At 65.6% G+C, this 15038-nt stretch carries 15 protein-coding genes and 1 other RNA gene; 8 read left to right on the top strand and 8 right to left on the bottom strand.

The features are described 5' to 3' along the window. Positions 1–144: 144 nt before the first annotated feature. The 4 genes from dapD (at position 145) to dapE (ending at position 4138) form a co-directional block, all read left to right on the top strand. Complete coding sequence (dapD, locus tag QA635_RS03615) at positions 145–990, top strand: 2,3,4,5-tetrahydropyridine-2,6-dicarboxylate N-succinyltransferase (protein WP_028335932.1); 846 nt, start codon at positions 145–147, stop codon at positions 988–990. Between the two features lie 213 nt (positions 991–1203). Further along, positions 1204–2136 (top strand): IS110 family RNA-guided transposase, encoded by a 933-nt coding sequence (locus QA635_RS03610; protein ID WP_283062735.1) that lies wholly within the window; start codon positions 1204–1206, stop codon positions 2134–2136. Positions 2137–2342: 206 nt separating this feature from the next. Further along, positions 2343–2954 carry a DUF805 domain-containing protein gene (locus QA635_RS03605; RefSeq protein ID WP_283066981.1) on the top strand — a complete coding sequence of 204 codons (612 nt, stop codon included), beginning with the start codon at positions 2343–2345 and terminating at the stop codon, positions 2952–2954. A 17-nt stretch (positions 2955–2971) separates the two neighbouring features. Further along, complete coding sequence (gene dapE / locus QA635_RS03600; protein WP_283066979.1) at positions 2972–4138, top strand: succinyl-diaminopimelate desuccinylase; 1167 nt, start codon at positions 2972–2974, stop codon at positions 4136–4138. A gap of 202 nt (positions 4139–4340) precedes the next feature. Here the strand turns inward: dapE and truA are convergent, their stop codons facing one another. The 3 genes from truA to def form a co-directional block, all read right to left on the bottom strand. Further along, the gene (gene truA, locus QA635_RS03595; RefSeq protein WP_283071465.1) at positions 4341–5078 is read right to left on the bottom strand and encodes a tRNA pseudouridine(38-40) synthase TruA; all 738 of its coding nucleotides are present in this window, start codon (positions 5076–5078) and stop codon (positions 4341–4343) included. A 110-nt stretch (positions 5079–5188) separates the two neighbouring features. After that, positions 5189–6124 carry a methionyl-tRNA formyltransferase gene (gene fmt / locus QA635_RS03590; protein WP_283066977.1) on the bottom strand — a complete coding sequence of 312 codons (936 nt, stop codon included), beginning with the start codon at positions 6122–6124 and terminating at the stop codon, positions 5189–5191. 30 nt (positions 6125–6154) lie between these two features. Next, entirely contained in the window at positions 6155–6682 is a 528-nt protein-coding gene (gene def, locus QA635_RS03585; protein WP_038385628.1) for a peptide deformylase, read from the bottom strand. A 170-nt stretch (positions 6683–6852) separates the two neighbouring features. Between def and QA635_RS03580 the strand changes: the two genes are divergently transcribed. Beyond that, the gene (locus tag QA635_RS03580) at positions 6853–8073 is read left to right on the top strand and encodes a DNA recombination protein RmuC (RefSeq protein ID WP_283066975.1); all 1221 of its coding nucleotides are present in this window, start codon (positions 6853–6855) and stop codon (positions 8071–8073) included. Positions 8074–8265: 192 nt separating this feature from the next. Further along, complete coding sequence (locus QA635_RS03575; protein ID WP_283066973.1) at positions 8266–9636, top strand: AmpG family muropeptide MFS transporter; 1371 nt, start codon at positions 8266–8268, stop codon at positions 9634–9636. 289 nt (positions 9637–9925) lie between these two features. Here the strand turns inward: QA635_RS03575 and QA635_RS03570 are convergent, their stop codons facing one another. The 5 genes from QA635_RS03570 to ffs form a co-directional block, all read right to left on the bottom strand. Further along, a complete protein-coding gene (locus QA635_RS03570; protein ID WP_425249126.1) occupies positions 9926–10369 on the bottom strand; it encodes a hypothetical protein in 444 nt (147 codons plus the stop codon). A 146-nt stretch (positions 10370–10515) separates the two neighbouring features. Then, entirely contained in the window at positions 10516–11121 is a 606-nt protein-coding gene (gene recR / locus QA635_RS03565) for a recombination mediator RecR (protein WP_279711302.1), read from the bottom strand. Beyond that, the gene (locus tag QA635_RS03560) at positions 11122–11442 is read right to left on the bottom strand and encodes a YbaB/EbfC family nucleoid-associated protein (protein ID WP_028335943.1); all 321 of its coding nucleotides are present in this window, start codon (positions 11440–11442) and stop codon (positions 11122–11124) included. Between the two features lie 23 nt (positions 11443–11465). Then, positions 11466–13319, bottom strand: a complete 1854-nt coding sequence (locus tag QA635_RS03555) for a DNA polymerase III subunit gamma/tau (protein WP_283066966.1) — start codon at positions 13317–13319, stop codon at positions 11466–11468. Positions 13320–13431: 112 nt separating this feature from the next. Further along, positions 13432–13528: signal recognition particle sRNA small type (ffs, locus tag QA635_RS03550), an RNA gene on the bottom strand. Positions 13529–13639: 111 nt separating this feature from the next. Between ffs and QA635_RS03545 the strand changes: the two genes are divergently transcribed. Both QA635_RS03545 and nudC read left to right on the top strand, forming a co-directional pair. Further along, on the top strand, positions 13640–14059 hold the full coding sequence (locus tag QA635_RS03545; RefSeq protein ID WP_283071462.1) for an HIT domain-containing protein: 420 nt from the start codon (positions 13640–13642) through the stop codon (positions 14057–14059). 7 nt (positions 14060–14066) lie between these two features. Beyond that, the gene (nudC, locus tag QA635_RS03540; RefSeq protein WP_283066964.1) at positions 14067–15017 is read left to right on the top strand and encodes an NAD(+) diphosphatase; all 951 of its coding nucleotides are present in this window, start codon (positions 14067–14069) and stop codon (positions 15015–15017) included. The last annotated feature ends 21 nt before the right edge of the window (positions 15018–15038 follow it).

The raw sequence follows: 15038 nt of genomic DNA, 5'->3' as shown, positions 1-15038 counted from the left end.
TCCCGGCTCGCGCTTCGCTTGGCCGGGACGACGGAAAAGAGACCACTCGGCGACGGAGGAGTTTGCCTTGACTCCGCGGCCCCAAATTCCGAAAAAGCCCCGCAAAATCCCGTCATAATCCCCGATACGCCAAGGATTGTCCCGATGTCGCTGTCCGCCCTCGAAACCACCGTCAACACCGCGTTCGACGCCCGCGAAGGCATTTCGACCTCGACCAAGGGCGAGGTCCGCGAGGCGGTCGATCACGCGCTGGAGCTGCTCGACAAGGGCGAAGCCCGCGTCGCCGAGCGCGAGACGAGCGGCAAGTGGAAGGTCAACCAGTGGCTGAAGAAGGCCGTGCTGCTGTCGTTCCGCCTCAACGACATGGGCCAGATCGCGGGCGGCCCGGGCAAGGCATCGTGGTGGGACAAGGTGCCGTCGAAGTTCGAGGGCTGGGGCGAGAACCGTTTCCGCGACGCCGGCTTCCGCGCCGTGCCGGGCGCGATCGTGCGCCGCTCGGCCTTCATCGCTCGCAACGTCGTGCTGATGCCTTCCTTCGTCAATCTCGGCGCCTATGTCGATGAAGCCACCATGATCGACACCTGGTCGACGGTCGGCTCCTGCGCCCAGATCGGCAAGCGCGTGCACATCTCCGGCGGCGTCGGCATCGGCGGCGTGCTCGAGCCGCTGCAGGCCGAGCCGGTGATCGTCGAGGACGACTGCTTCATCGGCGCGCGCTCGGAGGTCGCCGAGGGCGTGATCGTGCGCAAGGGCGCGGTGCTGTCGATGGGCGTATTCCTCGGCGCCTCGACCAAGATCGTCGACCGCGAGACCGGCGAAATCTTCGTCGGCGAGGTCCCGGAATATGCCGTCGTGGTGCCGGGCACCCTGCCGGCCAAGCCGCTGAAGAACGGCCAGCCGGGACCTGCCACCGCCTGCGCCGTGATCGTCAAGCGGGTCGACGAGCGCACCCGCGCCAAGACCAGCATCAACGAGCTGCTGCGGGACTGATCTGCGCCGCGGAAATCGCGCCGTCACCGTCATCCTTGTAAGTCAGGAGGCACTGGATCGGATAGAGTGTCCGGTGCGGTAACGGACGGGAGACCGCTTCATCCCAGGGCTTTGAAGCCCGGACCTCAGCGCGGCGCCCCGTCCGTTGTTCCATTGAACCCGAACAGTCGCGAGGGCCGCCTGGCGAGCCCGGTTGCGCAAGGATGGGTGCAGATGGACGCGATCTACGTTGGCATTGATGTGTCGAAGGACCGACTGGACGTGCATGTCCGTCCGAGCGGAGAAGCCTTTGCCGTGGCGCGTGACGGCAAAGGCCTGGAAGAGCTCGTTGCGCGCTTGCAGGCGATCTCGCCGGCGCTGATTGCGGTGGAGGCAACCGGCGGCTTCGAGACGATCGTTGCTGCGGCGCTGGCCGGCGCCCGGCTGCCGCTGGTGGTGGTCAACCCGGCCCAGATCCGGCACTTCGCGCAGGCGGTTGGCCAGCGCGCCAAGACGGACCCGATCGATGCGGCGGTCATCGCGCGGTTTGTCGAGGCGGTGCAGCCGGAGCCGCGTGCGATGCCGGATCAGGAAGCCCGGCTGCTGGCCGAACTGGTCAGCCGCCGACGGCAGATCATCGAGATGATCGTTGCCGAGCGTCAGCGCGAGAAGCGGGCCGAGAACGTCCGCGTCCGCAAGAGCCTTGCCCGCCATATCAAGGTCCTCGAGAAGGAGCTGCCGGAGATCGACAACGACATCGACACGCTGGTGCGCGGCTCGCCAGTCTGGCGCGCCAAGGAGGAGTTGCTGGTCAGCTTTCCTGGCGTGAGCAACACCCTCGCACGGACCTTCCTCGCCGAGGTGCCCGAGCTCGGCACGCTCAATCGGCGTCAGATTGCGAGCCTCGCCGGTCTTGCCCCGTTCACCCGCCAGTCGGGCCGCTGGAAGGGCAAGAGCATGATCGGCGGTGGAAGGGCCAAGCTGCGCGCCGGGCTCTACATGGCCGCCCTGTCGGCCAGCCGATACCATCCGCAGCTCAAGGTCTTCTACCGACGCCTGGTGACCGCTGGAAAGCCCAAGATGGTCGCCCTCATCGCCGTTGCACGCAAAGTCCTCACAACCCTCAACGCCATGCTCAGGGACCAAAAACCATGGCAACCCGCTTGACGAAGAACACAGTCGCTGAGGTGCGAGCAGAGCTGAGGTGCGAGCAGAGCGAGCCTCGAAGGATGCACGGCCCCACCGTGGCCGTTCACCCTTCGAGACGCGCTACGCGCTCCTCAGGGTGACGGATCACATTTCGAACCAAGCACCTCTCCAAAACGACATATCTCCGGGCCGCGAAGAATTGCCGCAGCCCGGAGCTTATTTTCATGGACTGGGCCAATTACCTGTTCGGCTTCAAGGGCCGCGTCAACCGGGCCAAATTCTGGCTCGCAGGGCTGATCATCGTCTGCTGGATGATGTTCCTGGCTTTACTCGCGGTCTCGGCCGGCCTCGGCGGCAAGAACGGGTTCAGCTTCAATGTCGACGACATCTTCCGGGCCTTCGACCCCGACAGCTACAGATCGCTGAGCTGGGCCGGATTGCCGGCATTGCTGGTCAAGGCCTGCGGAACGTTCTTGTTCGTTTGGGTCTATGTCGCTGTCTCGATCAAGCGACTGCACGACCGCGACAAGAGCGGCTGGTGGATGGTGCCGTTCTTCGCGATCCCGGGTCTCATGAGCCAGTTCTCGGACCGGCTCCCCGATGAATCCTATTGGGTGATGGCCGCGGGCCTGATCGTCTTCATGCTCTATATCTGGGGCTTCATCGAGCTCGCCTTTCTGCGCGGCACCGGCTACCCCAATCGCTACGGCCCCAACCCGCTCGGGAAAACCCATGTGCGGCAAGGCCGCGACAGCGGGTCGCGCTCCGCGCGCGGCTGGGATCAGCAGAGCGAGCTCGATATCGTGCCGCACAAAGCTGGTCCCCCTGCCGTGTGACGTGTTAAGCGAGGCGCATGAGTGATGCCGTCTCGATTACCCGCGATCTCGTTCGCTGCCCCTCCGTCACCCCGGCCGACGCCGGCGCGCTTGGCGTTCTCGAAAGTCTGCTGAAAGCCGCCGGCTTCGAGGTCCACCGCGTGACCTTCTCCGAGCCCGGCACCGCCGATGTCGACAACCTCTATGCCCGCATCGGCTCTTCGGCGCCGCATATCACCTTCGCCGGCCATACCGACGTGGTGCCGCCCGGCGATGAAGCCGCGTGGACGCTCGGCGCGTTCTCCGGCGAAGTGAAAGACGGTTATCTCTATGGCCGCGGCGCCGTCGACATGAAGGGCGGCATCGCCTGCAGCGTCGCCGCGGTGCTGCAATATCTGCAGGACCATGGCGGCAAGCCACAAGAGAATGGCAACGGCTCGATCTCCTTCCTGATCACCGGCGACGAGGAAGACGTCTCGATCAACGGCACCGTCAAGCTGTTGAAATGGTGCGCCGAGCGTGGCGAGACATTCGATCATTGCGTGCTCGGCGAGCCTTCGAATGTCGAAGTGCTGGGCGACATGATCAAGATCGGCCGGCGCGGCTCGCAGTCCGGCACGCTTGTCGTCGATGGCGTGCAGGGCCACGTCGCCTATCCGCATCGCGCCTCGAACCCGGTGCCGGATATCTCGCGGCTGATCGTGGCGCTGAGCGACGAGCCGCTCGATCACGGCAGCGCGCAGTTCCAGGCCAGCAACCTCGAATTCACCACCGTCGATGTCGGCAACACCGCGAGCAACGTGATCCCCGGCCAGGCACGGGCGAAGTTCAACATCCGCTACAACGACAACCACACCCAGGAGAGCCTGCGGCAGCTGGTCGACGCGCGGCTGGTGAAAGCCTGCGGCAACCGGATCCGCGCCCATATCGATTGGCAACCGTCGAACTCGAACGTGTTCGTCACCCAGCCCGGCCCGTTCACCGACCTCGCGGTCGCCGCGATCGAGGAGGTCACCGGCCGCAGGCCGGAGCTATCGACCTCCGGCGGCACCTCGGACGCGCGCTTCATCTCGAGCTATTGCCCGGTGATCGAATTCGGCCTGGTCGGCCAGACCATGCACCAGGTCGACGAGCGCACGCCGGTGGCCGATCTGGAGAAGCTGACGAAGATCTATCGCGGCGTGCTGGACCGGTATTTTGCTTAAGGCCAGCCACGCGGCTGGACAAAAATATCGAAAACAACCCCATGCACAGTAGGGATTGGGGCCACTGGTCATCCACCTGCACCAGATACAGTACTAGGCTCACGATCGTAGGATGGGTGGAGCACAGCGATACCCATCGCATTCCTGGCGAGATGATGGGTTTCGCTTCGCTCCACCCATCCTACGAGATCATTCACACCGCCTAGTAATCCACCCGCATCAGGTAGAGCCCGTCCGGCGGCGCCACGGGGCCGCAGGCGGCGCGGTTGCCGGCGGCGAGCGCACCGGCAAGATCGTCGGCGCTCCAGCGACCCTCGCCGACCCAGACCAGTGAGCCCACCATCGAGCGCACCTGGCTGTGCAGGAACGAGCGCGCCGACGTCACGATGTTGACGGCGTCGCCCTCGCGCGTGACGTCGAGCTGATCGAGCGTCTTCTCCGGCGACTTGGCCTGGCACTCGGTGTCGCGGAAGGTGGTGAAATCGTGCTTGCCGAGCAGGCGCTGCGCCGCGGCGTGCATCGCGTCAGCATCGAGCGCGCGCGGCACGCGCCAGACCCGGCCGATGTCGAGCGCGAGGTTCGCGCGCGTGTTGGTGATGCGATAGAGATAGTGCCGCCTGGTCGCGGAGAACCGCGCCTCGAAATCGTCGGGCACGATGTCAGCCGCGAGCACGCCGATCGGATTGGGCCGCAGATGCGCATTCAGCCCGTCGCGAAAGCGGCCGGGCGGAAAATGCTTGGCGATGTCGCAATGCGCGACCTGGCCGCGCGCATGCACGCCGGCATCGGTACGCCCGGCGCCATGGACGCGCACGTCCTCGCCACAGATCGCCTTGACCGCCGCCTCCAGCGCGCCCTGCACGGTCGGCGCGGTGTCCTGGATCTGCCAGCCGGAGAACGGCGTGCCGTCATATTCGATGGTGAGCTTGTAGCGGGGCATCATTCAATCTGGTTTGGCCGTCATTGCCGGGCTTGACCCGGCAATCCATCGTCTTCGGGACAAGCTTCTTTTCGAGATGGATGCGCGGGTCAAGCCCGCGCATGACAATCTCAGGACACCTTTGCGCCGGGCTTCAACGGCGTGCCGCGCAGGAAATCCGCTGCCTTCATCGGCGCCTTGCCGGCGCGCTGCAGTTCGAGGATCCGGATCGCGCCGTCGCCGCAGGCGATCGCGAAATTGTCGTCGAGCACATCGCCCGGTGCGCCCGAGCCTTTCGCCTGCTCGCAGCGCAGGATCTTCAGTCGCACCGGCTCGCCTTCGCCGGTGAGCTCGCACCAGGCGCCGGGAAACGGCGAGAGCCCGTGAATGTGCCGCAGCACCGCATGCGCCGGCTGTGTCCAGTCGATCCGCGCCTCGGCCTTCTCGATCTTGGCCGCATAGGTGACGCCGTCCTCGCTCTGCTTCGTCAGTTGCAAGCCGCCGCGCCCGAGCGCCGCCATCGCGCGCACCATCAGGTCGGCACCGAGCGGCGCCAGCGCGTCGTGCAGATCGGATGCTGTCATGCTGTCCGATATCGGCAGCCGCTCGGCCATCGCGACGTCGCCGGTGTCGAGGCCGACATCGATCTTCATCACCATCACGCCGCTCTCGGCATCGCCAGCCATGATGGCGCGGTTGATCGGCGCGGCGCCGCGCCAGCGCGGCAAGAGCGACGCATGCAGGTTGAAGCAGCCGAGCCTGGGCGCGTCGAGAATGGCCTGCGGCAGGATCATGCCATAGGCGACGACGACGGCGGCATCCGCGTCATGGGCGCGAAATTCCTCGAGCGCTTCCGAGGTCTTGAGGGTCTTCGGCGTCAGCACGGGAATGCCGAGGCGGCGCGCCTCCTGCTCGACCGGCGTCGGCTGCAATTGCAGGCCGCGCCGCCCGCCCGGCTTCGGCGCGCGGGTGTAGACCGCCACGACCTCATGGCCATGGGCTACGAGTTCCAGCAGCGTCGGCACCGCGAAATCGGGCGTGCCCATGAAGATCAGGCGGAGAGGCATGCGATCGATTTCTTCCGAGAGTAAGCGGCGTTACTCCGCCGCGCGCTTGGCGGCCTTCTCGAATTTCTTGAAGACGCGGTCGCGCTTCAGTTTCGACAGATAATCCACGAACAGCACGCCGTTGAGATGATCGATTTCGTGCTGGATGCAGGTGGCGTAGAGCCCTTCCGCATCCTCCTCATGCACCGTGCCGTCGAGATCGGTGAATCGCACGCGCACCCGCGCCGGCCGCTCGACCTCCTCGTAATATTCGGGGATCGACAGGCAGCCCTCTTCGTACACCGACAGCTCTTCCGAACGCGCAATGATCTCCGGATTGATGAAGACGCGCGGCTTCGCCGTGGTCTCGCCGTTCTCGTCGCGCTTGGCGAGGTCCATGGTGATCAGCCGCAGCGGCTGCGCGACCTGGATCGCCGCCAGCCCAATGCCGGGCGCGTCATACATGGTCTCGAGCATGTCGTCGGCCAGCTTGCGGATCTCCGGCGTCACCTTCTCGATCGGTTTCGACACCAGCCGCAACTGCTTGTCCGGCAGGATGATAATTTCTCTTAATGCCATGGCGGCGATTTAAGCTGCTGACTTCATGGGGTCAATGCGCTCAGGAACCCGTTAGGACAACCTTAACCACGTTTCTTCACCCCGCATTAACCCGGAAAATCAGGAATGCATTTACCATAAGCGTTCCCTCTTCGTTCGCACCTGGCCGCGAATCGGCTACAACTGCCGGCATGAACGAGATTCTCCTCACGATTGGCGACCTTCCCGTCCGTGTCTCCGACGCATTGATCGGCCTTGGGGCGCTGGCGCTGATCCTGCTGTTCGCCATTGCGGTGGTGATCGCACGCGCCAGCCGGCGCGGCGCGGAACTCGCAATGGCCCAGGCCATCCGCGCCGAAGAGTTGGAGGAGCGCCTCGCCGACATGCTGCGGGCCCAGAGCGAATCCTCCGGGCGGGTCGATGCCAAGGTTGATACTATGGCGCAGGCGCTGGCCGGCCGCCAGGCCGAGATGGCCCGGGCAGTCAACGAGCGGCTCGATTCGGTGACCCACCGGGTCGGCCAGTCGATGGAGCAATCGACCCGCAACACGATGGATTCGCTGCGCGTGCTGCATGAGCGGCTCGGCATCATCGACCACGCCCACAAGAACCTCAACGAACTCACCACCCAGGTGACGACGCTGCGCGACGTGCTCGCCAACAAGCAATCGCGCGGCGCCTTCGGCCAGGCGCGGATGGAGGCGATCGTCCGGGACGGCATGCCGAAGGGCTCGTTCGAGTTCCAGTACACGCTGACGTCAGGCAAGCGGCCGGACTGCGTGGTGTTCCTGCCCGACCAGCGCCCGCTCTGCATCGACGCGAAATTCCCGCTCGAGGCCATGACCGCGCTGCACGATGCGCGCAGCGACGAGGAGCGCAAATTCGCCAGCCAGCGGCTGCGCGCCGACGTGCTGAAGCATGTCAGCGACATCGCGGAGAAGTACCTGATCCCGGGCGAGACCCAGGACACCGCGCTGATGTTCGTGCCGTCGGAATCGGTCTATGCCGAGATCCATGACGGCTTCGACGACGTGATCCAGAAGGCCTATCGCGCCCGCGTCGTGCTGGTGTCGCCGTCGCTCTTGATGCTGGCGATCCAGGTGATGCAGCAGATCCTTAAGGACGCCCGCATTCGCGACGCCGCCGACCAGATCCGCAACGAGGTGATGCATCTCGGCGACGACCTCGGCCGCCTGCGCGATCGCGTGCTCAAGCTGCAGACCCATTTCGGCCAGGTGAACGAGGACGTCAGGCAGATCCTGATCTCCGCCGACAAGATCGAGAAACGCGCCGGCCGGATCGAGGAACTCGACTTCAGCAAGTCCGAGACTCCGATCGAGGTCCCCCATTTCGTCAAGCCCAGCACGTCCGACCTGTTCCCCGCCCCGCGCAAGCTGCAGGCGGGGGAGTAGCCTCGAAGTCACCTCGCCCCGCTTGCGGGGAGAGGTCGAAATTCGCGCTTCGCGCGAATTTCGGGTGGGGGAGCTTCCGCACATTGCACCCGTCATAATTCGCTGAGAAAGCCCCTCACCCCACCCTCTCCCCGCGATAGAGCGGGGAGAGGGAGCCAAGGCAGCCGCGGTCGAATCTGCTAACAGAGGGGCATGACCGCGCCCGAAGTGACCGCGACCCAATCGGAAAAGAATCCCCCCGCCGCCACCTCATGGCGCGACAGTTTTGCGGTGTACCTGCAGCCGCGGGTGCTGATCGTGCTGCTGCTGGGCTTCTCCTCGGGGCTGCCGCTGGCGCTGTCGGGCTCGACGCTGCAGGTCTGGATGAAGGAGGCCGGGGTCGATCTCGGCACCATCGGGCTGCTGGCGCTGATCGGCACGCCTTACACGCTGAAGTTCCTCTGGGCGCCGCTGGTCGACGCGCTGCATGTGCCGCTGTTCACGCAGATGTTCGGCCGCCGCCGCGGCTGGCTGCTGTTCTCGCAGCTGCTCTTGATCGCGGCGATCCTGGTGCTGGCGATGGCCGATCCGGCGCGATCGCCATGGTTCGCGGCCTTTGCCGCGCTGCTGGTCGCAACCGCCTCGTCGACGCAGGACATCGTGGTCGATGCCTTCCGCGTCGAAAGCCTGCCCGAAAGCGAGCAGGCCGCCGGCATGGCGTCCTATGTCGCGGCCTATCGCGTCGGCATGCTGGTCTCGACCGCCGGCGCGCTGTTCATCGTCAGCGGCTTCGAGTCCGCTGGCCTCGTGCGCCTGTCGGCGTGGATGTGGGGCTATGTGGTGATGGCCGCGCTGGTCGTGATCGGCATCGTCACCGCACTCGCGGCGACCGAGCCGGCCCAATCGAAAGGCGCGGAAGCCGCCACGCATGCGCAAAACGCGGCCGAACGCGTGCTGCACGCGGCGCTCGGCGCGTTCTCCGAGTTCCTCAGCCGCAAGGACGCCTTCGCGGCGCTCGCCTTTGTGGTGCTGTTCAAGTTCACCGACGCGTTTTCAGGCACCATGACCGCGCCATTCGTGATCGACATCGGCTTTTCCAAGGTCGATTACGCGGCGATCGTGAAGGGCGTCGGCCTTGCCGCGACCCTGATCGGCGGATTTGCCGGCGGCTTCGTGGCGCGGCGCTACTCGCTCGCGACCAGCCTGTGGATCGGCGGCGTGCTGCAGGCGATCGCCAACCTGTCGTTCTCCTGGCTCGCCCATGTCGGCGTCGATCAATGGGCGCTCGCGCTTGCGATCACCGCGGAGAATTTCACCAGCGCGATCGGCACCGTGATCTTCGTCGCCTATCTGTCGGCGCTGTGCCGCAACCCGCTGCACACCGCGACCCAGTATGCGCTGCTGACGGCGCTCGCGGCGGTCGGCCGCACCTATCTGTCGTCGGGCGCGGGCTATGTCGCCAAGGCCGTCGGCTGGCAGGTGTTCTTCGTGATCTGCGTGCTGGTCGCGATCCCGAGCCTGATCCTGCTCGCCTGGCTGCAGCGGCGCGGGCATTTCGATGAGCTGGGGCCGGTCAGGGTTTAGTCGCCTGTAGCCCGGCTTGACCGGGTGATCCAGTATTCCAGAGGCGTTCGTAATTCAGCGGAGAAGCCGCGGAACCACTCTCTCCGCGCGTCGTCCTGGCGAAAGCCGGACCCATTACCCCAAATGCGAATTGTTGCGCGATGTCGGGGCCACGATCCATCCGACAAGCAAGGCCGGTGGTTATGGGTCCTTGCCTTCGCCAGGACGACGATGAGGATGGGTCGCAACTCAAGAAACAGCGCGGTGTCATTACGGGCGCATCCGGACGATGACACCGCAATTGAGGCAGCTACTTCGCCACCACGCTCCACTTGGTGACGATGGCTTCGCTCATCTCGCCGGCATCCTTGGCGCAGGCGACCTCGTCGACCTTCACCGAGATTTCCTTGCCGGAGAGGCTTTTGAGCTGCGCGGCCTGGGCGTCGTTGGTTGGAACGAGCTGGAAGGTTTCCGGCCCGGTCTCGAGATTGCACAGACCGTTCGGCGGCGGCAGGCGGCGCGGCTCGCTGGTGATCTGGTAGGTCGCGACGCGCTTGCCGCGGTTCTTGGCGTCACGCACCTTCATGACGCCGAGCTCTCCCGACAGCACGTCGCCGGCGTGGATCATCTTGCCGGGCTTCTGCGGGGCGTCGGCCTGCTGCGCGATGGCGCAAGGCGCGGCGAACGTTGCCGCCAGAAGCGCAAAGCCCAAACGTACGCCGAACAAGCGTACGCCGAATCGGTGTGTCGTCATTTGCGGTGGTTCCGTACTTGATTCGTCAGAGCGTGGATGACCGTCCCCGAATCGTCACCCACCCTATCATTTTGTTTCAGTGCGATCTTTTCGACTTGTGACGGATCGCTCGGCAAACGCCGCCACGTCCGACTGTCGAGCGCGCGCTAGAAGAGCGTGCGCTGCCGCATCGCAGCCGATAGCGTACCTTCATCGAGGTAATCAAGCTCTCCGCCGACCGGCACGCCATGCGCCAGCCGCGTCACCCGCACATTGGCCTCCGCCAACAGGTCGGTGATGTAATGCGCGGTGGTCTGGCCATCGACGGTCGCATTGAGCGCCAGGATGATCTCGCTGACCTCGGGCGCATGCGCGCGCGCCACCAGCTGATCGATGGTGAGATCCTGCGGACCGACGCCGTCGAGCGGCGACAGCGTTGCGCCCAGCACGTGATAGCGGCCATTGGTCGCATTGGCGCGTTCCAGCGCCCAGAGGTCGGCGACGTCCGCGACCACGACGATGATCGAGGGATCGCGGCGCGGATCGGTGCACACCGTGCAGGGGTTTTGTGTATCGATGTTTCCGCAGGTCTTGCAGACCTGGATCTTGTCGATCGCGACCTGCAGCGCCGCGGTCAGCGGCGTCATCAGGGCTTCGCGCTTCTTGATCAGATGCAGCGCCGCGCGCCGCGCCGAACGGGGCCCGAGCCCGGGCAGCCGCGCCAGCAACTGGATCAGGCGTTCAATCTCGGGGCCGGCGACGCTTGCAGCCATTTAAGTCGGACCAAATCCCGGCGGCAGGCCGAGCCCGCCGGTAAGCGCCATCATCTTCTCCTGCATCGCGGTCTCGGCCTTGCGGCGGGCATCGCCATGCGCGGTGACCAGGAGATCCTCGAGCACCTCGCGTTCCTCCGGCTTCATCAGCGAAGGATCGATCTTGATGCCCTTCACTTCCATCTTGGCGGTCATGCGCACCGTGACCAGGCCGCCGCCGGAGATGCCTTCGACCTCGACATTGCCGAGCTGTTCCTGCATCTCCTGCATCTTGGATTGCAGCTGCGCTGCCTGCTTCATCATGCCGAGAAAATCAGCCATGCGTGCGTCCCTGTAGCCAAATATCAATCGTCGTCGCTGTCGGAAGTTTCAATCGGGTCTTCGCCGGTGGCATCCGAAACCGGAACCTCGGCGGCAAGGCGGCGAACCTCGACCACCTTGGTGCCGGGGAAGCGCGCCAGCACCTCCTGCACGCGCGGATCGGCTTCCGCAGTGCGCTGATGCTCGCTGCGCGCCAGTTCGTTCTGCGAGCGCACCGTGGGCTGGCCGGCCTCGTTGGAGATGATCACGGTCCAGCGCCGCCCGGTCCATAGTTCGAGCTTGCGCGACAGATCGGTGACCAGCGCGCGCTGCGCCTTCGGCTCGAGGGCGATCTCGAGTTGGCCGTCCTCGATGCGCACCAGCCGCACATCGGCCTCCAGCGCACTCTTCATCATGATGTCGCGCTTCTCGCCGGCGAGCGCGATCAACTGCGGAAAGCTTGATATCCGCAGCGCCGGCGCGGCATCCGCGACCGGCGCGGCCATCTGCGGACGCGCGGCGAGATCGGCGCGCGGCGCGGCCTGCGGCGCGCGCACCGGCGCCGACGGCATGGCCGACATCGCCGAGCTCGGTGCGCCGCGTGACGGTGACGACGCGGCGGAACCCGACGTCGCGGGCGCAGCGCCGCCGCCATTCTGCTCGATCATCCGGATCGCCTCGTCCGGCGTCGGCAGGTCGGCGACATAGGCGATCCGCACCAGCACCATCTCGGCGGCAGCGGCCGGGCGCGTCGCGGTCTGCACCTCGGCGATCCCCTTGAGCAGCATCTGCCACATCCGCGACAGCACCCGCATCGACAGCTTGGCGGCGAATTCACGCGCCCGCACCCGCTCGGTCTCGCCGAACGCGACATTGTCGGCCGTCCCCGGCACGAACTTCACGCGGGTGACGAAATTGACGAACTCGGCAAGGTCGGACAGCACCACGACCGGATCGGCGCCGACGTCATATTGCGCGCGGAATTCGGCGAAGGCGGCGGCGATATCGCCGCGCGCCAGCGAATCAAACAGGTCGATGACGCGGGTGCGGTCGGCGAGGCCGAGCATCTGCCTGACCGCATCGGCCTTCACATTGCCCGCGGCATGCGCGATCGCCTGGTCGAACAGCGACAGCGAGTCGCGCACCGATCCCTCGGCCGCCCGCGCGATGATGCCGAGCGCCTCGGGCTCGACCTCGACGCCTTCCTTGGCCGCGATGTTGCCGAGATGCTTCATCAGCACGTCGGCTTCGACGCGGCGCAGGTCGAAGCGCTGGCAGCGCGACAGCACCGTGATCGGAACCTTGCGGATTTCGGTGGTGGCGAACACGAACTTGGCGTGCTCCGGCGGCTCCTCCAGCGTCTTCAGGAAGGCGTTGAAGGCCGCCGTCGACAGCATGTGGACTTCGTCGATGATGTAGACCTTGTAGCGTGCGCTGGCCGGCGCGTAGCGCACGCTGTCATTGATCTGGCGGACATCGTCGACGCCGGTGTGGGAGGCGGCGTCCATCTCCAGCACGTCCATGTGCCGGCTTTCCATGATCGCCTGGCAGTGGATGCCGAGGTCCGGCATGTGGATGGTCGGCCCCTGCACCGAGCCGTCCGGCTTGGCGTAGTTCAAGGCGCGGGCGAGGATGCGCGCGGTGGTGGTCTTGCCGACCCCGCGGACGCCGGTGAGGATCCAGGCCTGCGGAATTCGCCCGGTCTCGAACGCGTTCGAGACCGTGCGCACCATGGCCTCCTGGCCGATCAGGTCCTCGAAGCTGGAGGGGCGGTATTTGCGGGCGAGGACGCGGTACGGCTTGGTGGTATCAGGCGCGCCGCCGAGATCAAAACCGCCGTCGAGGCTTGCCTTGCCTGCGCCGTCGGACGGATGGGAGGGGTCGCCAGCGTCATTCATGCATCGATCCGCAACTTGGGAATTGTCTCTTCAGCCGGCGTGCGGATAGGAGCCGAAATCGAGCGCCGGGCGCGGAGACCGCCGTTCCAGCGCGATTCGCTCGGAAAAACAGGTAGGAGACTGACGAGCGACCCGATCCGGACCTCGTTAGGGCTGCTTCCTTCCGGACCTGACCCGGTTGGCGAGTGGCTCGTCCACCGCCAATCTCCCGGTCCCTATTTGGGGCCAAAACCGCCGGAAAGCAAGCGGCCTGACCCGGCTTTGTAAGGCTGGCTTTGTGGGACTTGTCTGGGAACACGGAAAGGCATTATTTGCCCTCCATGCTCGCCTCCAACTGGTCGCTGCATTCGCAGCTCAAGAAAGACACCATCGACATCGGCGACCTGCCGCTGTGCAAGGTGCTCGTCATCAAGGATGCGCATTATCCGTGGCTGCTGCTGGTGCCGCGGCGCGATGGTGCGGTCGAGATCATCGACCTCGACGAGGTCGAGCAGGCGCAGCTGATGACCGAGATCACCCGCGTCTCGCGGGCCCTGAAAGAGGTCACCAAGTGCGACAAGCTGAATGTCGCGGCGCTCGGCAACCTCGTCCCGCAGCTGCACGTCCACATCATCGCGCGCCGCACCAGCGACGCTGCATGGCCGCGTCCCGTTTGGGGCGTGATGCCGCCGCTGGCGCATGACGCCGAGGAAGTGCAGAATTTCATCAGCGCGCTTCGCCGCAAGATCTGGTTGGGTTAAACATTCAATGTCTGCATTCGATTCATTTCCGCTCGGCCAGCCGGCCTTCGTCACCCACGTGCTGGACCGCGCCGCGCATCTGCGCACCAATGACGAGAAGCTGTTCGCGCTGGAGGGCCACCGCGAAGCTAGAGCCTATGTGATCTATCGCGACTCGCTGGTCGTGAAGCAGGAGGATGGCGGGGCCCGCGCACTGCTTTCGCTGGAGGAAGCCCGCAGCTACGGCGCCAATCCCGGCACGATCTTCCTCGGGCTGCGCGACGCCGCGCCGATCTTCGGCATGGGGATCGCGCCGCAGGCGGCCGAGAAGCTGGTCGGACGCAGCGACGTCGCCATCACCGAATTGCGCGGCATGGCGATGCAGGGGGTGGTGCCGCCCGAGCAGCTCTCGGCCATCGCAATGGCGAAATCGATGGTGACCTGGCATCAGCGCCACGGCTTCTGCGCGAACTGCGGCACCCGCACGGCGATGAAGGACGGCGGCTGGAAGCGCGAATGCCCGAGCTGCAAGGCCGAGCACTTTCCGCGCACCGACCCGGTCGTGATCATGCTGGTCACGTATGGCGACAAGGTGCTGCTGGGACGGCAGAAGCAGTTCATGCCCGGCATGTATTCCTGCCTCGCGGGGTTCGTGGAAGCCGCCGAGACCATCGAGGACGCCGTGCGGCGCGAGATTTTCGAGGAGTCCGGCATCCGCTGTACCGACGTCAATTACTACATGACGCAGCCTTGGCCCTATCCGTCATCGCTGATGATCGGCTGCACCGCGCGCGCGACCAACGAGGACATCGTGGTCGACCGCACCGAGCTGGAAGATGCGCGCTGGTTCGACCATGCCGAGGCGTCGCTGATGCTGAAGCGCCAGCATCCCGACGGGCTCGCCGGCCCGCATCCGTTCGCGATTGCCCATCATCTGCTCGGCCGCTGGGTGCATCACCAGAACCCGTTGGACAAATAGCGGGAACCGGACATCGTTCTG

Origin of the sequence: Bradyrhizobium brasilense, from assembly GCF_029714345.1 — a bacterium.
GTDB classification, from domain to species: Bacteria; Pseudomonadota; Alphaproteobacteria; order Rhizobiales; family Xanthobacteraceae; genus Bradyrhizobium; species Bradyrhizobium australafricanum.
This window is presented reverse-complemented; position numbering and strand designations above follow the sequence as displayed.